Below are 24,291 nucleotides of genomic sequence, written 5' to 3' on the forward strand. Positions count from 1 at the left end.
GTCATACATCCAGTAAAGGCTTATCATTTAAAATATCTATGAACTTGCAGTTACTTCGATATAGCTTATTTAAGTTAAAATCACCGTAATTTCGAGTAAAGTCTAAATTAGTGTTGTTTTCTTTATTTTTCTTTTTATTTAAATTTTCAACTGAGAAGCTTATATCATTAATATTACAAAACAAGCTCAATTTATTAATCCAGAATAAAGGGTTACTAACCAACTGCTCGTATGTTAATTCAATATAACTAGGCGCTGGTAGACTTGAAGAAAATTTAATCATTTCCGATGTAAGTAGAGTCCATAACTTATAACATATGTAGTCAACATCGCTTTTATCAGCATCAATTTTATAGCCTGAATATTGCGGACCCCAAAAGTTTCTTTTCTTGCCAAAAACCTGGAATAATAATTCACTAAAAATTGTTTTTATGTAGTAAGGTTTATCTGATGTTGGTACAGTTAGAAATCTTCTAGACTGAAGCCTTAGCTGCCTAAATGGAACATCATTACCCAAAGAAGAACCATTTTTATCTTCCTCATAAAGCCATTTCTTTTTCATACTACGCACAACATCTTCAGAATTGCGGTATAAAAATATAAACTTAGCTTCAGGAAAAACCTCTCTAACAAATTCCAACCTTAAGGCATTAGCTGGTGTTTTTTCGACAGAAACCTTTTTATCATTTAAAAACCAATTGCGAATATATGTTTTTACTTCAGCACTTGCATGTTGTTTTTGAAACTCTTCATGACCTAACTTTCTCCAGTTTTTGTACCTCCAGATAACATTAGGCTCTTCAAAATAATGTACACTTGGCGACGAGCTAAGAATTTTACCAAGCAAAGTTGTACCAGATCTTGGTGCTCCGACTATTATTATCATTTTAATTCCTCAAGAGCATTATAAAGTTCATGTGCGCTTTTCTTCCAACTGAATAAGTTAACTCTGTCGAATCCCTTATTTATAATTTTTTCACGTAAACCTTCTTCTTTCTTTAATCTATGAATAGCATCAGAAAGTTCAGCAACACTACCAGGGTTAAAATACAAAGCAGCTTCACCACACACCTCTGGAATTGCTGCAGCATTACTACATATGCATGGGCATCCCATCGCCATAGCTTCGATAGGAGGAATACCAAAACCTTCATATTTAGAAGGAAAGATAAGCGCCTCAGCCTGTTTATATAAAGAAATTAACTCTTCATCAGGTAAATACCCTGTAAAATGCACCTTGGAGTTTAAATTATTTTCACGTACTTTATTTAACAGTCTGTCATGTGCTTTCTTCTTTTGCCCGACAATAACTAAGTTCATATCTGCTCCATCAGAGGCTAGATAATCAATTATAATATCGACATTCTTATGGGGGTGTGTTGAACCAACAAACAAGAAATAATCTTCATATTTGTGACCACTTATATCTTTTTTACTAAGTATTCTCTCATTTATCGAGTTATAAAGGACTAATGTTTTATTGATTTGGTAATGACTTTTTAAACGTTCCTCTGAAAACTTAGAAACTGTTAAAGTTAATTCTGAGCTTCTAATAGCGTTTCCAACTAACAACCCTCGAACAAACGCTTTGAATCGACCTAGTGTTTCCGGTACATCTATATGATTCATATCATGAACCATGATAATACTTCTAACTTTAAAAAAAATACTCAGAAAACAAAAATAATTAAAAGTAAGTATAACGTCATTTTTCTTTAGAAGTTTTTTGGGCAGTAGAAAAAGCTCATTAGCATATCTAATGAATAAATTAGGCCGCTTCCCTAAGTTCAAAAATTTTAAGTTTTCGAACTTATAATTACTTGTTAGGTATTTCAATTCTTCCTCGTACAGGATTACTGAGTAAGTTGCGTTTAACTCATCAAAATAATAAAGGTAATTGAGAAGCACTGTTTGAATACCACCCGCCTTATTACACCTCCAAAACGTAAGATCAATACAAACCTTCATTACTTTTCCTCAACAAAACAATACAAGAGATAAACATTAAAATCTTCATAACTAAAAAAGATAGAAATATACTTTTTGCCAAATCAACTGCGTTAGTGGTTATCAATAGGTTATAAAAGATGAAAATTGAAATCCCTATCATAGAGTTTATAAACACTAAGTTTAGCTTATTACACATAATCAATAGAGAAACATTAGAGCCAAGCCCAAGATTGACACCATAACCCATTAATAGATAGAACAAAATCGATATAAAGCTATCAACTTTCTCATGGGGTAACAAAAAATCAGAGAAAAAGTAACCAATAAAAAACAATAATAAGCTTACAAAAACAGATGAGCACAATGAAATAAACAAATTTTCTTTAAATAATGACTTCAAGCCAATTAAATCATTATCCTTATAGCATGAATTAAACTTTGACATATAATAACTATTAACAATAACAAATATCACCATTAATAACTGCGAAAATCTTGATGCTAGAACATACTCCTCAGATTCTGGAAACATCTTACCTACAACAAGTATATCGATTGTCATTAAAAACAGAGAAGCAGAGCTTACAATAACTAAAAGAACCCGTTCTTTATTGAACAAATAAGAGTAGTCAATTGTTCTAAGCTCTCTTATAGAGTACATTTTCAGTTTCAATGTAGAAAAATTATGTTGATTATATAGAAAAATAAAGGTTAGAAATACGATTCCAAAAAACAAGCTAAGATTAAAATCTATACCGCTAAAAAAACATAAAAAACCTACAACTATTAGCATACTAAAATTGATAGGCAAGGACCTAATCAATTGAAACTTATAAAAATCCCCCATAGCCTTATTTAAAGAAGCTTCATTTATAAAAAATACACTAAACAGTAGAAACACACTTACAATTAATGACATTACAACTTCTGAAAAATAATAAAAAGTAGCAATAATCGACAAAGGTAAAGATAAAAAAGATACTAAAGTCAAATTATTCCTAATACTATTAGCCGAGTCCTCACAACCCTTTTTATAATTACGGACAATTTCTGTTTCATTACCAAAAACTAATATGGACGACACAAAAACTATAAATGATAGTGTCGACTGATATAATGTTACATCTCTAGCTTCTTTAAAATAAAGCAACAAAAACACATTAATAAAACCAATACCTACACCAGCAAGCCTAATTAATAGCATCCCCAAAATTGACTTAATCAAAACTTAGATACTCAAGAGAATTTTCATTAATTGATTTTTTCTTATTATAATGTTCCTCAAGAGAGTATTCATTTTTAATAGTTTTTTCAAAAAATCTATGCATACCATCAAAGTTTGGCTTATCAGAGTCATCCAAATCTAGGTAAGGGATAGAATACTCTTTACATAATGCTAATGTCTTCGTAGTTCTAGATAAGCAGTACATTGGAGCGTGGCTAAAACCAATAATTAATGCATGTAACCTCATTGCTAATATATGATTTGCTTCCTGAATAAGAGGCACAATCAAAAGCAAGTTATCATTTCTTATAATTTCAACTCTCTCAGGAGGCAGGTGATTAACTATTTTATTATAAATTATAAGCTCATCCGTCGCTCTTGTATCCATACAAACAAACTTTATATAAAGATCACTTTCTTCTATTACTCTTTTGCAATAATCTATAATTTCACTTATGAATAAATCTTCATCTAAATTTTCTTTAACTAAAGAGATAACGCAATAAGGTTTTTGGGATGACGTTTCTTTATTGTTACAAATATATTTATCGATAAAGAATGCAGGATCTGGGTAAATTTTAGCTTCTATTCCTGAATATCTAAACGCATTATCATAAGACAATTGGTCTCTTACATTCAATTGGCTAATTCTTTTTATAATTTTATTTGCACTTTTCTCTGATTCTGATGCAAATAATTTATCAACTCCTATGGGCAGTGAAATAACATTTTTACCTAACACTTTACACATTAATGTAATCTGATTTAGAAACCCCATTACACCTTTAAAGCCTTTAAATCCTAATTTATCTTGAATTAAAGACCCACCTCCAACAAAAATCAGATCTGTTTTCAAAATCTCAATACTCAACTTACATAACGATGCAACACTTTTACGGTTAAGGTAAACCTCATTAATTCCATATTTTTCGAGTCTACCAGGGTTAACAGTAGTTACTTTAACTTCAACACCTTCGCTTTTTAATTTATTAAAGACTGTAAAAGCGATAGCATCATCACCTAAATTATGCCCAGCTAAACCTATTACCAAAGCTTTCATTATAATTTAAACCTTTTCATTTTCATAAAGACCATAAAACACAAAAGAGACACACTAAAAATGAACAGCTTATTAATCGTATGGAAATAGTCCCCTCTAAGCTGTTGAAATATCGACCACATCAACCCCATCAAAATAAAAACATAATATTTATTATTCATAAAGTTAACTTCTATAACTCTATAAAAAACAGCTATTAAGAATATAAAAAATAAGGATAGAAAAAAACCAAAATTTAGAATCAACTCATTCATTCCACCTAGCGATATTTGAGACTTTGTATTATCCCACCTTTCAGACCAATATAGTTTTGTGTAGTAAGTATTACCACCTAGTTTTTTTTCAAAACCAAAGTATTCAAATATGAATGAAGGTATTGGACTAACGATATCATTAACTACTGTTTCACCTACAGCTGAGCCTGCCAAGTCATCTGTAATAATATTATGTAAGTTATTTGCTTGAGGTATCTGGCCAGTGTTAAATACGTTATCAAGTATATTTTCATGTACTTGAGAAACAGTCCTAGTACTTAGGGCTATCGATACTAAAACTAACACTAGTGAAGATGAAACCGCAATAAACCTAAAATTTAATGTAATACTTTTAACATAATAATGCCTAACAACAATAAAGCATAAACCGAGTTGAATTAATGGAGCCCTTGCTCCTGTTAAAACACAATTAAGTACAAGTAAAGCTAGTAATAACGCTGAAGCCCTTTTCATGCCTTTAATGGTAAATCCTAAAGCGCAAATAGGAGCAGCAAGAACAAAAATAAAATTTATCAACGCATTTTCCATCGTAAAATCTTGGAATATAAGAGAGCGCTGTGCCATATCTGCAAAGTATGCTGCTATACCCACACTAGTGTTAAGTTTATGAGCCAATAATAAAACTGCAAAACAAGTTAATAAAATATATAAAATTAATACTTGCTTGTATTTCTCATTATCAAAAATAGAGTTACTTCTACTGTAATCAACTTTACTTGTACTAATGCATCTACATCCTAGAATCCAAAACCAAGGTATAATTGCAATATATAAAGCAGAATAAACTACAGCTTCTTGTTCCCAATGAAAGAAAACTCCACTTAGATAAAAGCCTTCACTTTGTGTGCTTTTAACCAGGGCATAGAGAGAATCTAATGAATAAAAAAGCGTAAAAACACATATAAAAAAACTCTCTATAGAGAAAATATTACTTTTCTTTTTAATTAAGTAAAATTGACCTAAAACCGACGTTAAAAGTAGTAAACCAGATACACTTTCTATCAACTTATACCTCTTGACAAAGCCATTCTGGGTAAAATTTCCGAATATAACGGTTTAATGCAATTTCAGACTCTGTGTAGAGTCGTTTCTGGGGTCCAGGGCTTTGAGTTTTGGCTATTGTATTTGTGATCATACCCGCGCCAACTGTTACATTGGTTAAACGGTCAATAATGATGAATGAACCCGTCCCCACTACTTGGTTGTATTGGTCAATTACCACTGGCGCTGATGTTTCAATACTACAATTAGCTATTTCGTTTAATTGTAATTCGCTGGCATCAATTTGCTCTAAGGTATTTACATCAATACGGTGGTTAATACTGCTGATTTTACCAAAAGTGTTTTTAGTGCCAATTTTAAGCTCATACTCTTTACTTGGTTGCATTGCAGCATCGGCCATCCAGACAATTGTTGCTGCAAAATTTGAGCTCGTTGTTGGTAGTTGCTTTTGGTCAGTGCTTGATTTAACAATGACATCACCACGAGAGATATCAATTTCGTCTTTTAAGGTAAGTGTAATTGCTTGACCCGCAAAGGCGCTTGGTAAATCGCCATCGGCCGTAACAATGCGCTCAACTGACGATGTTTTACCCGATGGGAATGCCGTAATTTGGTCGCCAACATTAATAATACCACTGGCAATGGTGCCGCAAAAACCACGGAAATCTAAATTAGGTCGATTCACATACTGTACGGGTAAGCGGAAGGTATCTAGATTTTTATCGTCACTAATGGTTACTGTATCAAGCAATTGCATTAAAGTTGCACCTGGGTACCAGTCTAGGTTATCACCTTTATCAACAACGTTATCGCCTTTAAGCGCTGAAATTGGCACAAAGCGCACATCAGGAATATCTAATTGCTCAGCAAAGGCTTTATAGTCCGCTTTAATTTTGCGATAAACATCTTGGCTGTAATCAACTAAGTCCATTTTGTTAATGGCTACAATTACGTGCTTAAGACCAAGTAGTGATGCAATATAACTGTGACGCTTAGTTTGTGTTTGTACACCTTTACGGGCATCAATCATCACAATTGCTAAGTCGCAGTTTGATGCACCGGTTGCCATATTTCGCGTGTATTGTTCGTGCCCTGGACAGTCAGCAATAATAAACTTGCGCTTTTCGGTTGCAAAATAACGGTAAGCTACGTCAATGGTAATACCTTGCTCACGTTCTGACTGAAGGCCATCAACCAATAGCGCTAAATCGAACTCTTCGTCTGTGGTATTGAATTTTTTTGAATCGTTTTTGATTGCCGCCATGTGATCTTCAAAAATTAATTTTGAATCATGTAATAAACGGCCAATTAATGTTGATTTACCGTCATCAACATTACCACAGGTTAAAAAGCGCAGTAGATCTTTGTTTTCGTGTTGTTTTAAGTAACCTTCGATATCTGTTTCAAGAAGGTTTGGGGTAATTTGTTCAGTCATTATAAATCCTTTGAAAATGGAAGTTGTTAGTTATCAGAAGTCAGATTTCAGTCGCTTTCGCTTAGAAATAGCCTTCCATTTTCTTTTTCTCCATTGAGCCTGATGAATCGTGATCGATTACACGGCCTTGGCGCTCTGATGTTTTTGTTAGTAACATTTCTTGAATGATTTCTGGTAGCGTTGTGGCGTTAGATTCAACCGCACCTGTTAATGGGTAGCATCCTAGGGTTCTAAAGCGTACCATTTTCTTCATTGGTACTTCGCCTTCTTTAAGTGGCATACGTTCGTCATCAACCATAATTAAAGTACCGTCACGCTCAACCACTGGGCGTTCTGCTGCTAGGTAAAGTGGTACAATGTCGATGTTTTCTAGGTAGATGTATTGCCAAATATCTAGCTCGGTCCAGTTACTTAGAGGGAATACGCGAATACTTTCGCCTTTGTTTACCTTACCGTTAAAGGTATTCCATAATTCTGGGCGCTGGTTTTTTGGGTCCCAACGGTGGTTTTTATCACGGAATGAATAAACACGCTCTTTAGCGCGTGATTTTTCTTCGTCGCGGCGTGCACCACCAAATGCAGCGTCAAACTGGTATTTGTCTAATGCTTGTTTTAAACCTTGGGTTTTCATTATGTCGGTATGCTTTGCACTACCGTGAGTAAATGGGCCCACACCTGCATCTACACCTTCTTGGTTAATATGCACCAATAGATCAAAACCTAGCTTTTCGGCCATTTTGTCGCGAAACTCGATCATTTCTTTAAATTTCCATGTTGTATCAACATGCATTAACGGAAACGGTGGTTTAGCAGGGTAAAACGCTTTCATTGTTAAGTGCAGCATTACCGCAGAGTCTTTACCGACAGAGTAAAGCATTACTGGGTTATCAAATTCGGCAGCAACTTCACGAATAATGTGGATAGATTCAGCTTCGAGTTGCTTTAGGTGAGTCATGCGGGCTTGGGAGATTTCCATTTTTACTCCATGAAAGTATGCTAGGTTTCGAAAGAAAGAAGCCGTAGGAGAAGTCAGAGGTTAGATATCAGAGGTTAGACGAGAGATATCAAGTGAGAGATATCAGAGGTTAGATATCAGAGGTTAGATATCAGATGTCTGTTTTCGGATATCGGTGCTTTGATTTCAGAGTTTGGGCTTCAATCACCGAGATTATTTAAATTTTATTTAACACTAGGTTCTAGGTTCTAGGTTCTAGGTTCTAGGTTCTAGGTTCTAGGTTCTAGGTTCTTCAACACGCTTGCGTGGTGACAATTAAGTCAAGTAGAACCTAGAACGGCTTTAATTACTTATCAGATTTATATTCGTAGTTGTAGTAACCGTAGTAACCGTATGCATTGCTTGCTTTACGTACGACACCATTAAATACAACACCTTTTACGTCTATACCGTTTTGTTCAAAACGGTTACGAGTAAGCTCAATTTCACGTAAATGGTTTTGGCCAAAGCGCGTAACCAATAATGTGCTACCTGCATGTGCACTCACAATTGCAGGATCTGTTACCGCTAAAATAGGTGGTGTATCAACAATAACAATATCGTACTTGCCACTTACCTCATCAACCATCTTACTAAAGTTGCTATGCATTAATAGTTCAGATGGGTTTGGCGGTATTTGACCACGAGTGATTACATCTAACCCTTCAACTTGTGATTTTTTAGTTACTTGTTCAAGGTTTAAACGGCCCGAGAGTAAATCACTTAAACCGTCATCCCATTTCATACCGAACTGAGTTTGCAAGTAACCTTTACGCATATCAGCATCGATAATCAGTACCTTTTTACCGCTTTGTGCAAGTACGGTTGCCAGGTTTACTGAAATAAACGATTTACCCACACCTGGGCTTGGGCCAGATATTGCAATAATGTTATTTTTGGCCTCCATCATTGCAAAATGTAAGCTTGTACGCAGGCTGCGTAACGCTTCAATCGATAAGTCTGCAGGGTTATCTACCGCTAGTATCGACTTAGGTTTATCTTTTACCTTACGTGCACGGTTAAAACCAGTTAGCTTATCTTGAAAATCTGAATATGGTACTGATGCATAAACAGGTAAGCCAATGCTCTCTATCTCGGTTGGGTCTTCAACACCGCGGTGCATTGCTTTTTGAATTAGCACCACTGCAACTGCTAAAAAGCCACCAAACAAAGTTGCTACCACAGCAATCAGTGCTTTTTTGGGTTTAACTGGTTCTGTGGTATCTACCGCTGCTGCATCGACCACACGCACATTACCCACAGTACCGGCACGTACAATATCTAGCTCTTGCGTTTTACCAAGTAATAAGGTGTAAATTTGGTTACTTACTTCTACATCGCGTTTTAACCGCAATAGCTCTTGCTGTGTTTCTGGTAAGTTACCAACTTCGCCTACAAGCTTTTGCTTTTGTTTTTCTACCGCTTCAATTTGCTCAAGCACACCTTGGTAAGTTGGGTGGCTTTCTTTAAATTTTCGGCTTAACTCTAAGCGCTTTAGCTCTAGCTCTTGTAGTTTAGTTTCAAGCTCAACTACTTGTTCAAGTACACCTTGTGTTTCTAAACTTATGTTGATTGATTGACGTTTAATTTGATAATCGTTAAAACGCTCTTCTGCGTATTCAAGTTGCTTCTTAACTTCTGGTAACTGTACTTCTAAAAACTCAAGTGACTTTTGCGCTTCGGCACTATTGCGCTCAACATTACGGCGTACATAGATATCGGCTACTTTATCAAGCACTTTTTCTGCGTGCGCTGCGTTTTTGTGCTCGTACGACATTGCAATAATGCCAGAATCTTTACCTTTTTCGCTAGCACCTATCTCTTGCTGTAGTTCAACAATAGTTCTGTAGCGATTTTTCTTAGCTAATATAAAAACAGTTCCAGGCCGTGCATTCAAATCGCGTATTGTTAACTCATAAAAACCAGCGCCTTCATCTTTACCTACCCTACCTTTTAAAACAGAGTCACCGTCCGGATTAAAAAGCTCAAAGGTTTCCCCTTCACCTACAACTAATTCAAATGATTCACCCAAAAACCCTTTAGGTACATTAAATCTGAAAATGTTAATACTCTCGCCGCCCCACGCATAACTGCTTAAGCCTAAAAATGGCTCGGCGATATCGCCTTCAGACTCTGCAGCAAAACTACGATAAACTTTACCGCCAATAACAGGGAATAATTTAGGCTCTGCAATTATATCAAGCTTTAGGGTATCAACTGCTTCACCTATCACTGAGCGCGATTTTAACAGCTCGATTTCGGTTACAGCAGCACTACTACTTTCGAACATACCCGCCATATCATCAAGGCCAGGTACAGACGGGCTGCTTTCTTCAACCTGAACTAACGCCGTTGCTTTATAAATAGGCGTACTTAATACAGCAACCGCCACACCAATAATGGCAAATACAGTTGTTACTAAAACAATGAACCATTTACGGTCGAGTAAAGTACCAAGTAATGCGAGTAAGTCTATTTCTTGCGATTGCGATTCTTGACTTCTATTTTGATTTTTACTTGCTGCTAATGCAGTGGGCTGAGCATTCATCTACTACCCTTTCCTTATAAATACTTTTGCCAAGCGCTACATGCGCTATCGATTAATGCGTAAACGTGCTCAAAAGCCTCTTGGCTTTGACGGTATGGGTCAGGTATTTCTTTATCGCCGACCCATTTACCTAGCAAAAATGTTTTACCACGCGCTTGTGGGTAGCGAGCGCACAAGTCATTTATATGACGTTGTTCCATCACTAAAATAACGCTGTGCTGTGCAACAAGGGCTGAGGTTATTTGCCTGCCCTGATGTTCACTCATATCAATACCATGTTGCGTTGCAATTTGCTGTGCTTGTGCATCTGCATGCTTGCCTTCAAGGGCCGTTAAACCTGCTGAAGACACGCTAACATTTTTACCTTGTAGTTTACTTTTTAATACATATTCGGCGGTTGGGCTTCGGCAAATATTGCCAGCACACACAACCAATACAGAATCAAACATACAACTTAACCCCTAGTTTGACCCTGTTACATCATCAATTGCATTAACTGAACTAACTGATGGTAATAATAAGCTAATTACACGATTCCAACGTGCTAATGGTGCTGACGTAACGTATACAATATCATGCGGTTGCAACTCAAACTGCTCTGCAAGCACTAAGGCTGCAACATTCTTTGCATGTAGTTGATATACATCAGCAATAATGCCATCGGTTTCTAAGCTGCGTTTACGTAATACAAATACACCATTCGCATCTGCTGTATTTTCGTTTAAGCCACCCGCGTCACTTAAAGCTTGCGCTAAATTTAAACCATAACGATTAACGCCCACTGTACCAGCGCGTTTTACATCGCCTAACACAAACACTTTTTGCATGTCGTCGCGGCTCACATGCACAATATCACCATGCTTTAATAAGCGGTTTTGTGAAATATCTCCATGCGCATAAAAGTCGTCTAGTTTAATGACTTCAGTATTATCACCACGCGTAAATGTAACTGTTCGCCAATCAGCAGCTTCAGTCAAACCACCAGCTTGGTTTAATGCGTCTATTAGAGTAAGTGGCACTTCAGTTACAGGAAGCACTCCTGGTTTGTTCACCTCACCTGTCACATACGCTTTTTGGCTTCTAAAGCCAACAATTTTCACATCAACTTGAGGCTCTTCGATTACGCGACTTAAACGCTTAACAAGTTCTTTATGAACTTCCTGTACAGTTTTACCTGCTGCTTGTATCTTTGGAGCGTATGCGTAGGTAATTGTGCCGTCGGCTTGCACACGGAAACCGTCAAACTCAGCGGTACGCTGTACTGCAGCAGGAATGGTTAATTCAGGGTGATCCCAAACACCGATTGATAGAACATCTCCAACGCCTAATTTGTATTGGTAATCAGAGGTGTCGATGCCATCAAGGCTTGATGGTAACGCTGGTTTCGTTTTACTTTGCTTTTGTTGGTTGATTAGAGAAGAGTCGATGATTTGAATATTTACTTTATCGAGCTCCTTCTCAAGGTTATCTATTTGTTCGCCCGATTCGATTCCTTCAAAATGGCTACCGGGGATGATTGTACAGCCAGTCATTGCTAGTAACGCAAATGACGTTACAATTGTTTTACAGCTTAGCGCCATTGTTATTTCCCAAATAATTATTCTTAAAACGTCCAGTTAAAATAAAACCACAACTGTTTATTTTTACGCTGCCTAATTAAAGCATGGCATTACAAGGTTCGCAAGACTGAGTGTTTAGTAAACGCTCACTTGTGACAGGTTTTTGCAAAATAGTTAATGAATACTTCTAGGTTCTAGGTTCTAGGTTCTAGGTTCTAGGTTCTAGGTTCTAGGTTCTAGGTTCTAGGTTCTAGGTTCTAGGTTCTAGGTTCTAGGTTCTTCAAGATTGTAAATCGTTGCTTGTGTGTGTTTGCAAGCGGTATAGCGTTATAAATACAAAAGCCTACTTCGTAGGAGGCGTTTTAACGCCGAACATTTTCAACCATTCACGGCTAAAGCCGTTCGTATGGGGTTGGGCGTCTAGGCCATCACTGTGCATTCCATTTTGTAGGCGTGAAATTTATTTCGCGCGAATTGTTAGCAGCGGTGCCGTGTTAGAGACGCGCCAAGCAAGCGTGACGCCTACGCCGTAAAATGTAATGTAAGAGGCATTTTAACGCCGAACATTATTTCCCATTCACGGCTAAAGCCGTTCCTACGGGCTTCTCGCTTCTCGCTTCTCGCTTCTCGCTTCTCGCTTCTCGCTTCTCGTAACATCTTGAAAGCAAAATTCTTTGCTTGTCTAGCCTTCCGGGCACGCTTCCGTTCCAGTTCGGCGCAGAGCTCCTCTCGCTCCATCTTGAAAGCAAAATTCTTTGCTTGTCTAGCCCTTCGGGCACGCTTCCGCCCCTAGGTTGCAGTTCCTACGGACTGATTTTATTATTATTTTTTGTTTTTTACGTGTTAAAGCTTAATACTTACACCGTAGGAGGCGTTTTAGCGCCGAGCATTTTAACCCTATTCACGGCTAAAGCCGTTCCTACGTTTTTGCCGTGTGAATCACGACTCATAAACTGATTTCTTTATTCTCTACACTTACGGCGATTTGTTTATTCAACAAGTTAACTAATAAAATACTGCGCATATCGCCGTCTGGCTCTTGATAAATTGCTTGAACATTTTTAAATGACTCTGTGTTTAGATAAACAACGTCACCTGCTTTCGGTAACGTTGATGTTACCTCACATATATCACTCATAGATTTAAGCTGTGCAATTAACTGCCCAGGAACAATTTGAAATCTATGACCATAAGCAACAAAGCCACTTACACCACGGGTATTTTTTACCGCAGAAAAGTTACAGTTTTGAGAGTCTAGCTTTATGAATAAATAACTAGGAAAAAGAGGAGATGTACGAATTGATCGGCGACCCTTTACGATTCGCTCAATTTTATGTTCGGGAAAGAACACTTCAAAACCCTGGTTTTGAAGGTTAGCTTGAGCTCTTAGCTCTTGTTTTGATTTACAAAAAAGTAAGTACCAACTTTCCATAGTCACACCTAAAATACTCATTTTCCTTAAAACCAATCCAAAAGGATTGGTTTTTATGAGCCAGCGATTATACGCAGAGAATATAGGCGTGTCTATTACAAAATTGTTATTACCCCAAGTGAGAACTAGTCACTACCAAACAGGTCTCTGGTGTATACTTTTTCTGCAACATCATCAAGCTCAGTTACCATTCTGTTGGCAATAATTACATCGGCAGATGACTTTAACTCAGCTAAGTCATGAGTCACTTTGGAATTAAAAAAAGTTTCTTCATGTAATTCCGGTTCATAAACAATCACTTCAACACCCTTAGCTTTGATTCGCTTCATGATGCCTTGAATAGCGGATGCTCTAAAGTTATCCGAACCAGCCTTCATGATTAAACGATGAATACCCACTACCTTTGGCTTTCTGGCGAGGATCGACTCTGCGATAAAGTCTTTACGAGTAGAATTTGCATCTACAATTGCGCGGATCATGTTATTTGGCACGTTTTGATAGTTAGCCAATAGTTGCTTTGTGTCTTTAGGTAAACAATAGCCACCATAACCAAAAGAAGGATTATTATAGTGATCACCTATACGTGGGTCTAAGCTAACCCCTTTAATAATTTGCTTCGAATTAAGCCCCCGACTTTCTGCGTAGCTGTCAAGTTCGTTAAAATAAGCCACTCGCATAGCCAGATATGTATTTGAGAACAGCTTAATTGCCTCAGCTTCTGTGGAACCGGTGTATAGAACATCTATCTCTTTTTTATTGGCACCTTGAAGTAACAATTCAGCAAATATTTTTGCCCTATCTGAATACTCACCCACAATAATGCGAGATGGATTCAAGTTGTCGTACAATGCTTTGCCTTCTCGTAGGAACTCAGGTGAGAAAATAATATTATTTGTTTTAAATGTTCTTTTTATGGTTTCAGTAAAACCTACCGGAACTGTCGATTTAATCACTATTACTGCATTAGGGTTTATTACTAAAACATCAGCAATAACAGCTTCTACAGATTTGGTATTAAAATAGTTTGTAGTGGGGTCATAATCAGTGGGTGTTGCAACAATTATAAAATCTGCATTTTCATATGCTAATTTTTTATCTGTAGTCGCTTTAAAATTAAGCTGCTTGTTTTCTAAAAAATCTTCTATTTCAGGATCACTAATAGGCGATTTTTTATCATTTAGCAGCTTTATTTTATCTTCTAAAATATCTAAAGCTATTACACGGTTATTTTGCGCTAACAACATTGCATTTGAAAGGCCAACGTAACCCGTACCCGCGATCGTTATATTCATAACCATCCAAATAGATTGATTTTAATGTTAATTTACGTTTTTAAGTAAAGTTACATTAGCACTATTTTTCAAGTTTTCCTGCCAATTTAAATCGCAAATACCATCTGTCGGATTGAAGGCTGTTGGCGCTTCTAGCAATAACTTGCGAATAGAGTGATGATCGTTAGTATCACATGACGATTTAAGTTCAAGAAGTATTTGTTCAAGCTCATCCCACGACATTTTAACTTCATGGGCACTCATGATTCTTTGGTGATCCGTACCAACAACGTTATCACCAATTAATAGCTCTTCGTAAAGCTTCTCACCTGGTCTTAAGCCTGTGCATTGAATTTCGATATCGCCTTCTGGCTGTTTACTTGACTTTACTTCTAAACCAGAAAGGTGAACCATTTTAGTCGCTAAATCTATAATTTTAACCGGTTCGCCCATGTCTAAAACGAATACATCGCCACCTTTACCCATAGCGCCTGCTTGAATGACAAGCTGAGCTGCCTCTGGGATGGTCATAAAATAACGAGTAATATCTTTATGAGTTAAGGTAATGGGTCCACCTTGCTTAATTTGTTGCCTGAATAACGGTACAACAGAGCCCGAAGAACCAAGTACATTACCAAAACGCACCATAGTAAAGCGCGTAGCTTTTTGCGTATCAGATAACGCCTGTAGCACTAACTCAGCCATGCGCTTAGTAGTACCCATGACATTAGTAGGTCGAACAGCTTTATCGGTTGAAATAAGTACAAAGGTTTCAACCTTATTTTCTATCGCAGCACGGGCAATGTTACTGGTGCCAAATATATTATTTTTAACACCTTCAATAACATTATGCTCAACTAAAGGCACATGCTTGTAAGCCGCAGCATGATAAATAGTTTGCACTTTAAATGACGAAAGTGTCATTGAGATGAGTTTAAAGTTTTGAATAGAGCCAAGAATTGGCACTATTTCGATATTTAAGGAGTTTTGAAAAACGTAGTCTTTCAGCTCTTTTTCAATTGCATATAAGCCATATTCAGAAAGTTCAAACAAGACTAGCTTCGTTGGTGAGTTTTTAACAATTTGACGACAAAGCTCAGAGCCAATAGACCCACCTGCACCTGAAACCAAAACAACCTTATTTCGAATATTAGCAGACATTAATTCGGTGTTTGGCTCTACTGGGTCACGCCCTAAAAGATCTTCAACACCTACTTCTTTTATTTGTTCTAATGAAGTGTTCCCTGCTACCAAATCGGCCATTCCAGGAATCGTCATCACTTGTAACTTATATTTTTCAATATTATTTAGTATCTCTTTGCGGCGGTTGCGACTCGCACTAGGCAATGCTAATAAAATTTTAGAAACATGTTTAGAGCGGACTACATCAGCAATATTCTGTGACGAAAAAACATTCAACCCCTGAACAAAAGTGTGTTGTTTTTTTATATCATCATCGATAAATGCAACTGGCGCATACTCAGGCCCATTAGCAAGGGCGGTTGCCAATTGACGACCTGCAGAGCCTGCGCCATAGATAACAACATTTTCTTTTCGACGCATAATCAACTTACCTACGATTGCCCTTACTATTAAGCGACTACCGCCAACCAGCAATAGTGAAATACAAAAATAAATCACGGGTACAGTTCGAGGAACTTGAAAATTAAAGAAAAATGAAAAACCTATAAAATAGATTGTTGATAAGATCACTCCAGCTAAAATTGCCCATAATGCTTGTGAGTTAATATATCTAAGCACTGCACGGTACAACCCTAGCTTCACAAACGACAATAAACTCAGCGGTAAAATAGCTGATAATATCAACCAGTTATTCACATCACGTAGTTCTTCTAAACTATCAAGCCTTAATATAAAGGCAATCCAGAACGATGAAAAAATAAAAACTGTATCGACTAAAAGAGAAATGACTCGCTTTTGGGTACGGGGTAATTTTACAAGAGTATCTAAAAACAAAAGAGAATCCCTATCAGAAAGAGCAATAAAATAATCCTGTCTCTATTTTACTACAACAAGTAACACTAAAACAATTAAGTAAAATAAACACTTTTGGTAGTTTTTATCTTTATGTTTTTTGTTTCAATTATGTAACCAATTGTAATCTGCTATTTAACTCTATCTCCGCTGCCTTTTCCTGCAACTGTCATCAAAATCAATTTAAAGTAAATTTTAATGGTCAATGAATCAATCATCTTTTTGTCTAATTTAGCCAATTTCAATGGCGTAGACATATCAACGTCATTAACTTGAGCAAGCCCTGTAATACCAGGCCTAACAGCAAACACGTTATATTTATCCCTTTGTTGTGTGAGCTCATGCTGGTTAAATAATCCAGGCCTTGGTCCCACTAAGCTCATTTCACCCTTTAAAACATTCCAAAGTTGAGGTAATTCATCTAATTTAGTACGTCGTAAAAAACCGCCAAATGGTGTAATCGAAGAGGCACTTGCTAAATGACTAGCTACAGAAGCAGTATCAACTTTCATTGTTCTGAATTTAACTAATGTAAACGGCTTCTTGTTTCGCCCTACCCTCTCTTGTTTGAAAAGAGGTGAGCCTGTATCAAATAAGCCAACAAAATATAGGGCGATTAAAAAAGGTAATGTAATTATCAAGCCAATTAGTGAAAAGAAGATATCGAGTAAACGGATCATTTAAAATTCCAAAATTATTTAATAGCAAGCTTAAAGCCATGTTCAACAGTATATGGCGGAGCCCAATTCAATGTGCTTTTAGTATGAGTAATATCTAGCTGCAATGACCCGACTAGCCTATCAACCATAGCTTGCTTGCCAGTTATCTGACCTGCAATTCTAAAGCACCAAACAGGTATTGGAAGGGTAAAATTATTCTTATTTTGTGCTTTAGCCATAAACGCAATCATATCCGCAGTTGATAAGTCATTATCATCACTGACAAGAAAAACCTGATTTGCAGCACTTGGGTGACCTATACAAACTTGGATTAAATCCACTAAGTTATATACAGAAACTAAACTTCGCTTATTTTTATTTATTAACTTAAATGGTAATGGAATACCTTTACCTACTAACTTCATTAAAGAAGCAAAGTTAGCCTTTACCCCCTCACCATATACAAGAGGAGGACGAATGATAACAATCTCCATGCCTGTTTGATGGCCAAGCTCTAACAGTTGCTGCTCAGCCTCTGCTTTAGATATACCATACGGGTCCTCAGGTAAAGGCTCATCCTCATAAGTGAATGCCGCACTGTTCGTTGTACTCTCACCATTGACTTTAATAGTACTAATAAATATAAAGCGATTAACACCAGCTTTTGCTGCTTGTTTTGCTAAATTTATAGTCCCTAGCGTGTTAACAGCTCTGAACTCTTCTAAAGGCTCACCTGCTTTTTCATTCATAACATGCACTCTAGCGGCAATATGAATAACACAGCTTACCCCTTGCAGCGCATCGGCATATTGACTATCAGCATCTATGTTTTGCTTAAAAACTCTACCGATACTAGAGTCTTTTCTACCTACTAAATTTAAATTGTAATGCCCTTCAAGCTTCTTAGTTAAATAACTCCCAACAAAGCCTGAATAACCTGTAATAAGTAAGTTATCCATGTTCGCTCCGATAAGATAGGATAGAACTAGCCATTTCATTCATAATATTTTTTCGAGTATATTTTTTAATAAAGCAATCGCGATTAATTGGCTTTTCATCTAAAGCAAGCAATTCATTTAAAGCAGCTTTTTCATCGCTTGGATAAAACACTTTCGCATTAACAACTTCTTCATTAAGGAATTCCGCTGCGAAGCCACTCACCCCAGCAAGAATCGGTTTACCTGTTGCAGCATATTCAAAAATTTTAGACGGGAGTACCTTTTCAAAGGCTGAATAATCATTTAAGTGCAAAAACAATATATCGGCCTGCAAATATTCTTCAATTAGTTCCTCTCTTGATACTGGAGGATGAAAAGAAATATTTTCTACGCCTTGACTGCTTTGCATTAAAATATGCTTTCGACCGCCATCACCAACGACTTTGAAGTGATACTGACTGCCAGCCAACCGGGCAAGCTTAGGAATAATTGTATTTAAGCCTTGGCCTTCACCTATGTTACCTGCATACAAAACTGTTTTAATTTTTTTTGAATTTACACTATTGGCTGTTTCTTTCGGAAAGTTCAAGAATTCACTATCAATGCCATTTGTAAAAAAAGAATAATTAGGCTTTGGGTAACGTGAAGAGAAATAATCATTAAAGCCTTTAGATACTAAATTAATATGTTTAGCATTACTGAAAGTATACTTCTCAATTACGGTAAGTAATGGCTTAATAATGAATGCTAACTTGGGGTTTAATACATCTTTAATAGTATCTACAAATATATCGCGTATATCTAAGTAAAGCGGCAACCTTTTACTTTTGGCAATTTGAGCTCCTAAAAACGCTGTAAATAAGCGTGAACTAGTCGCAAATACCAAATCGTATTCCTTGCTGTTAGTAAGTTGCTTTGCTCGCTTGTAATAAGTCAAAAATGATTTTATCTGATCAAGCATGCCACTTTTGTGAGAGGGAAGATGCACTCTGCGAATTGTGACATTACTATTTTTTTCATGCTCTAGCGCCCCAGCTTCAAAACTAGCATAACGATTGGGCATGGTAGTAATTACATCAATTTCTATATCATTATGCTTTTTAAGCTGTTCTATTAAAGCTGTTGTTCTAAATGAGCCTGCACATAAGTCAGGAGCGTAATAAAACGACAGAACTAATACTTTCAACATTATTGCCTTATAAATTCTATTTTTGTAACCAGCTCATCACCAGTAAAAGGAATGATAACTTTTTTGTTATCAACAGTTTTTCCAAATTCAGGGTGCCAAGTGCTAGTTTTCAACTCTAAATTTTCTGAACTTATTAAACGCAACTTGATGCCTGTTTTGATATGAAGGTCTAACACTTTATCATTTATAATATGGACATCTACATTTGGGTGAATATGTAAATTGAATTCTGCACATGACTTATTGGATAACTTATCTGTAATTATACAAGTTTTGCTAGAAGCTTGAATAGTGCGCGTGTGGGTCACCTTTGGATTCAATCTCTCATACCCATTATGCCGTGCAGATAACACAACACCTGCATGATCACTGTTAGCCTTAATTAGAGTTGAATAAGCTCGACGAGCTACACGAAACCCCGACCAAACTTCAGATGAGCTAGAATCACAAACAACAAGGGTGTTGTGGGCAGCTGTCTCCCTTTGCCTCAAGCGCTCATTACTAACACCGTATAGAGAAGTTCCAGAGTTTACAAAGACCCTTTGCAATCCTACTGAAAGTTCAAAACTTAAATTATCTGCATGTGCATGACCTGGAAGGTAATCAGGTCCGACATTAGCATGGTCGAAAATTAGCGTGTAATCATCATATTGGATACGGCTATAACCACTTTGCTGATTAGTTACGAGCACTTCTCCATTGCTCGAGTTTTGAATACCTAGCTTTTTAGCATAGCTAAAAATATCTTTAGGCGCAGCAGCTATACCGATTGCTGCATCATTAAAAAAGCTAATTTCTCCATCAGGGTGAATCATTGATGCTAACCATTCAAGGGCTTTTGAAGCTAGACTCATCCAATTTTCTAAACGTAACAGTAGGTAACTATTTTGACTCACCTTTGCCAAGTCAATAAGCTCGAGTAGATCCCAGAGTAAAATTTCATGGTACATCGGTGATAACTCGAAATGAGCACCATCTGATAAAAACTGCTCCTTAAGTTCCCTATCTAAAAGCTTCAAACCTAATAATAAAAACTCCTCTCCTTCTTTACCTTTAAGATAAGCCCCAACAAATGTTAATGCCTTAGCATTCGCAAACAAATGATTGCCTAGAATATGATATTCAAGTTGTTGGGTTAGAGCGGTAGCCTGTTGCGCAATACTACTTAAGTATTTTTTATCAACAATATCTTTTTTACTGAACCACTTAACCCAGTTAACGAGCCTCAATGACAAAGGGTAAGGTTCCCACCCATTACCAACACACGGAGGATTGTCATCAATCCATTTGTTTATAAATGCGTAATGTATTTTTTCCCGCTCTTGAAAAGTAATAGAGCTGAGGTCATCAAAATAATGCAGGTTATATAACCACAGTTTCTCATAGCTAGGGTGATTCCAATCAGCCTTCTCATTAATAGCACCACTTTTATTAAGAAAAAACACCTCATTTTTTGGGAAAATAGACTGTTTAAAAAGGCTAGGACCTTCCCAAATCCACTGATTACAATTTGTGATTACAAGCTCTGCTGCTACTTTAGGTCTCTTAAATTTATAAAGAGCCCTAAAGTAAAACTGCTCAAACTTAAGATACTTAAGCGTGTGAAATATCTTAATATACTGTTCTAATATTGTTTTCATTGTGCACGAAGTTGCTTAGCTATATCTATTGAAATAGAAGCTACTTCAAAAATTTCACTAGCATCAATAGGCGCAGCAGTGCCATTTTTAATAGACTCTAAAAATAATTTACAACAATTTTTTTGACCTTTATCTTGTTTCCACAAGTTAAGCTTTTTAAAGCCTTTCCAACCAAAACCCTTTAACTTTACAAAGTTGTCTAACTGCAATACTTTACCATCAGCGAAGGCTTCTATTCGTTCTTTAGGAAAACTTGCAGCTCCATTGGCGTAATAGTTTATAGTTCCTAATGAACCATCTGCAAACCCTAGTATAATCGCAGCTTTGTCTTCTGTAATTTCTACTGAGTCATTATCACCCATCCTGCGGGCTTGTACTGATACAATTTCACTACCTGCAAGGAAACGCATTAAATCAACAAAGTGACATGCTTCACCAATGATACGTCCACCACCTACATTATTATCTTGTGTCCAATGATCTGCAGGTATACTTCCAGCATTCATTGTCATAATAAATGATTTAGGGCTTTTAATAGGCTCTAAAAGTTGCTTCATTTTTTGAACTTGTGGCGAAAAACGACGATTAAAACCTACCATTAACTTAGGTGCATTTTCAGCTTTTATAGCTTCCACGTATGCAGCCTGGACTTGACTTAGCTCTTCATGTGTTATTGCTAATGGTTTCTCAACAAAAACATTTTTACCTGCTTTAAGTGCTTCTTGAACAAAGTAAGCATGGCTATTATGACGAGTCACGATAGCAACTGTATTTATGCTTGGATTACTAAGCATGTTCATAGTGTCAGTTGTTGCTTCAGAAAAACCAACCTTTTGGCCATGGATTACTCCATTTATACCACCAGATGTAGCGATACTATGAAATTGCGCTCCAGATTCTTTGAAAGCAGGAATCAATACGCGAGATGCATAATTACCAGCCCCAACAAAACCAATTACAGGCTCGCTTGGTTCATAACTTTTTGAAGAGTTCAGAATTACTGTTTTTGCATGACGAGATTGTTGCTCTGATTCAAATTGTAATAATATACCAAACGCACTTTTGTCTGTGGTTAACAATTCATATGCTTCACTCGCGTCCTCAAACTTAAAGCGATGAGTTATCAATGGATTAACATTTATTTGTCCACTAGCCATCATATCTAAAATAGCTTCAAAGTTACGCTGCTCTGTCCAGCGAACAAATGCTAGTGGATAATCATTTCCCTGCTCTTCGTAATTAGAATCGTAACGACCTGGCCCATAGGAGCAAGACACTTGAAAAGTTAATTCTTTTTCATAAAAATCAGCACGACTTAGTTCTAATCCAGTCACACCAACCAATACTATACGCCCACGTTTTCGGCTCATTCTAGCAGCGTGTATAACAGGATCATTTGACTTAGTAGAGGCCGTTATTATGACACCATCAACACCCACACCTCGGCTAAAAGCCATACCTGCAGCAATGGGATCTTCACCTTTACCAGGATTGCATATTTCAGCCCCAAATTGTTTAGCAAGATCTAGTTTATCTTGGTCATAATCTATTGCTAAAACTCGGCAGCCATGAGCTTTTAACATTTGCACAGTTAATAAACCAATTAAACCGACACCTGTTACAACAAAACACTCCCCAATTGTTGGATTTGCTAAACGAATTCCTTGCAGTCCAATACTTGCAACGACCGTAAATGAAGCTTCATCATCACTAACTTCTGCAGGTATTTTCGCAACCAAGTTCTTAGAAACTCGCACCACATCAGCATGAGGACCGTTTGATACTACACGATCACCCTCTTGAAAATTATCGGCCCCCACTCCAACACTTTCAACTACACCTACATTACAATAACCTAGGGGTAAGGGTTGAGCCAACTTGGACTTTACAGCATCAACGGTTGTCATTAAGCCGTCTGTCTGGACTTTCTCAAGCACCATCTTAACTTTATCTGGCTGAGAACGTGCTTTATCAATTAAGTTGGCTTTCCCAAAGTCAACTAACATTCTTTCCGTACCAGCAGAAATAAGAGTTCTAGTCGTATTAATTACAACATGATTTTTTGTTACCTGAGGCGCTGGCGCTTCAACAATGGCCGAGCCTCCTTTTGCCATGTCTTGAAGAATTTGTTTCAATCTAGTTCCTTAAGCTTTTCTAAATTTATTATCAACTTTTTACATGTAGCTTCGATATCATTAACAGCTACAGTTTCAACTTTGTCCGGCCTTACAGTTACATCGGTTGCTATAACATTACCGCCAAAATGTAAAACCTCTCTAACACTTAAAGAATCACCATCTGTTTTAGTTAATCTTAAGAGTGTTGACGTCTTTGGTAGCAACGGTAGTTGTGATAACCCACCTTCGATAAATTCGAAGTTTGAATATTCTTTTAACTCATTGATCAGCTCTTTTATTTCCATAGAAAATATAGAATCATCAAATTTTCCGATCATCAAAACAAATGTAATTTGTGGGAATAACGCTAAACATGATTCGAAGACCTTAAGTGTATCTTTAATACCATAAAGATCATTTTCAGTTTCGTTTGAAACTGGCATCCATGCTGATGCTAAAACAATATCTCTTATATCGCCCTTTAATAAGTGCTCTAAATGTTTTGGAAAGCATTTCTTTGCCTCCGCAATCTCACATTCAGAAGGGGCAAGGAAGGGGGACTGAACTTTGATCTTTGATTGTTTCACCTTAGGTAAAAAATCATAATTATTTATAAGGTTAGGGTTTACAACCGCAATTGATTGAGCAGAGCGACAAAAATGTTTAAAGCAGAAACTATAGATCTTTCCGTTTTTTAATCTTCGGCTACTGTTATGATCTAAAAATAAGGATGAACGAGCCACACCCGATACCGTCAAAAAAAACAGAGCAATTGGGTTTGATATATTAACTTCAACTACAAACTTCCTATTTGTGATTCGAAAACACAAAACATGTAATATAAGAAGTATTAAAGACATTTTTTTTGTCGAATTATAAACCGTAACATTCCGGCCTGCATTTTTAAGGCTTTCAACGCGGCGCATACAATAAATCGAAACCCCACCTAAAGGCGGAGGCATCGCACCAAGTACAAAATACTTCATATAAATATCATAAACC

19 protein-coding genes are annotated in these 24,291 nt (G+C 36.8%); all 19 read right to left on the reverse strand.

Annotated features, from left to right (window positions below):
* Position 1: 1 nt before the first annotated feature.
* The 19 genes from C2M33_RS17140 to C2M33_RS17235 all read right to left on the reverse strand — a co-directional run bounded on the left by C2M33_RS17140 (position 2) and on the right by C2M33_RS17235 (position 24,275).
* Positions 2 to 886 carry a sulfotransferase family protein gene (locus C2M33_RS17140; RefSeq protein WP_105174999.1) on the reverse strand — a complete coding sequence of 295 codons (885 nt, stop codon included), beginning with the start codon at positions 884 to 886 and terminating at the stop codon, positions 2 to 4.
* Positions 883 to 1,968 (reverse strand): glycosyltransferase family 4 protein, encoded by a 1,086-nt coding sequence (locus C2M33_RS17145; RefSeq protein WP_105175000.1) that lies wholly within the window; start codon positions 1,966 to 1,968, stop codon positions 883 to 885. Before C2M33_RS17145 ends, C2M33_RS17140 begins: the two co-directional genes overlap by 4 nt.
* A complete protein-coding gene (locus C2M33_RS17150) occupies positions 1,952 to 3,175 on the reverse strand; it encodes a hypothetical protein (protein ID WP_105175001.1) in 1,224 nt (407 codons plus the stop codon). Before C2M33_RS17150 ends, C2M33_RS17145 begins: the two co-directional genes overlap by 17 nt.
* A complete protein-coding gene (locus tag C2M33_RS17155; RefSeq protein ID WP_105175002.1) occupies positions 3,168 to 4,235 on the reverse strand; it encodes a polysaccharide pyruvyl transferase family protein in 1,068 nt (355 codons plus the stop codon). Before C2M33_RS17155 ends, C2M33_RS17150 begins: the two co-directional genes overlap by 8 nt.
* Complete coding sequence (locus C2M33_RS17160; protein WP_158685602.1) at positions 4,235 to 5,515, reverse strand: oligosaccharide repeat unit polymerase; 1,281 nt, start codon at positions 5,513 to 5,515, stop codon at positions 4,235 to 4,237. The genes C2M33_RS17155 and C2M33_RS17160 overlap by 1 nt, the downstream gene beginning before the upstream one ends.
* Position 5,516: 1 nt before the next feature.
* Positions 5,517 to 6,947, reverse strand: coding sequence for a sulfate adenylyltransferase subunit CysN (cysN, locus tag C2M33_RS17165; RefSeq protein ID WP_105175004.1), 1,431 nt, complete (start codon positions 6,945 to 6,947; stop codon positions 5,517 to 5,519).
* Positions 6,948 to 7,008: 61 nt separating this feature from the next.
* A complete protein-coding gene (cysD, locus tag C2M33_RS17170; protein WP_105175005.1) occupies positions 7,009 to 7,923 on the reverse strand; it encodes a sulfate adenylyltransferase subunit CysD in 915 nt (304 codons plus the stop codon).
* 325 nt (positions 7,924 to 8,248) lie between these two features.
* Entirely contained in the window at positions 8,249 to 10,489 is a 2,241-nt protein-coding gene (locus tag C2M33_RS17175; protein WP_105175006.1) for a polysaccharide biosynthesis tyrosine autokinase, read from the reverse strand.
* Positions 10,490 to 10,503: 14 nt separating this feature from the next.
* Positions 10,504 to 10,938 carry a low molecular weight protein-tyrosine-phosphatase gene (locus C2M33_RS17180; RefSeq protein WP_105175007.1) on the reverse strand — a complete coding sequence of 145 codons (435 nt, stop codon included), beginning with the start codon at positions 10,936 to 10,938 and terminating at the stop codon, positions 10,504 to 10,506.
* Between the two features lie 12 nt (positions 10,939 to 10,950).
* A complete protein-coding gene (locus tag C2M33_RS17185) occupies positions 10,951 to 12,069 on the reverse strand; it encodes a polysaccharide export protein (RefSeq protein ID WP_105175008.1) in 1,119 nt (372 codons plus the stop codon).
* 925 nt (positions 12,070 to 12,994) lie between these two features.
* Complete coding sequence (gene rfaH, locus C2M33_RS17195; protein WP_105175010.1) at positions 12,995 to 13,480, reverse strand: transcription/translation regulatory transformer protein RfaH; 486 nt, start codon at positions 13,478 to 13,480, stop codon at positions 12,995 to 12,997.
* 125 nt (positions 13,481 to 13,605) lie between these two features.
* The gene (locus C2M33_RS17200) at positions 13,606 to 14,772 is read right to left on the reverse strand and encodes a nucleotide sugar dehydrogenase (protein WP_105175011.1); all 1,167 of its coding nucleotides are present in this window, start codon (positions 14,770 to 14,772) and stop codon (positions 13,606 to 13,608) included.
* 27 nt (positions 14,773 to 14,799) lie between these two features.
* Positions 14,800 to 16,728, reverse strand: a complete 1,929-nt coding sequence (locus C2M33_RS17205) for a polysaccharide biosynthesis protein (RefSeq protein WP_105175012.1) — start codon at positions 16,726 to 16,728, stop codon at positions 14,800 to 14,802.
* A gap of 149 nt (positions 16,729 to 16,877) precedes the next feature.
* On the reverse strand, positions 16,878 to 17,426 hold the full coding sequence (locus tag C2M33_RS17210; protein WP_105175013.1) for a sugar transferase: 549 nt from the start codon (positions 17,424 to 17,426) through the stop codon (positions 16,878 to 16,880).
* Positions 17,427 to 17,440: 14 nt separating this feature from the next.
* Positions 17,441 to 18,364, reverse strand: a complete 924-nt coding sequence (locus tag C2M33_RS17215; protein WP_105175014.1) for a UDP-glucose 4-epimerase family protein — start codon at positions 18,362 to 18,364, stop codon at positions 17,441 to 17,443.
* Positions 18,357 to 19,532, reverse strand: a complete 1,176-nt coding sequence (locus tag C2M33_RS17220) for a glycosyltransferase family 4 protein (RefSeq protein WP_233999238.1) — start codon at positions 19,530 to 19,532, stop codon at positions 18,357 to 18,359. Before C2M33_RS17220 ends, C2M33_RS17215 begins: the two co-directional genes overlap by 8 nt.
* Positions 19,532 to 21,172, reverse strand: coding sequence for a heparinase II/III family protein (locus C2M33_RS17225; RefSeq protein ID WP_105175015.1), 1,641 nt, complete (start codon positions 21,170 to 21,172; stop codon positions 19,532 to 19,534). The genes C2M33_RS17220 and C2M33_RS17225 overlap by 1 nt, the downstream gene beginning before the upstream one ends.
* The gene (locus tag C2M33_RS17230; protein WP_105175016.1) at positions 21,169 to 23,307 is read right to left on the reverse strand and encodes a bi-domain-containing oxidoreductase; all 2,139 of its coding nucleotides are present in this window, start codon (positions 23,305 to 23,307) and stop codon (positions 21,169 to 21,171) included. Before C2M33_RS17230 ends, C2M33_RS17225 begins: the two co-directional genes overlap by 4 nt.
* The gene (locus tag C2M33_RS17235) at positions 23,304 to 24,275 is read right to left on the reverse strand and encodes a hypothetical protein (RefSeq protein ID WP_105175017.1); all 972 of its coding nucleotides are present in this window, start codon (positions 24,273 to 24,275) and stop codon (positions 23,304 to 23,306) included. Before C2M33_RS17235 ends, C2M33_RS17230 begins: the two co-directional genes overlap by 4 nt.
* Between the last annotated feature and the right edge of the window lie 16 nt (positions 24,276 to 24,291).

This window comes from Pseudoalteromonas sp. T1lg122 (assembly GCF_002964825.1).
GTDB lineage: Bacteria > Pseudomonadota > Gammaproteobacteria > Enterobacterales > Alteromonadaceae > Pseudoalteromonas > Pseudoalteromonas gelatinilytica.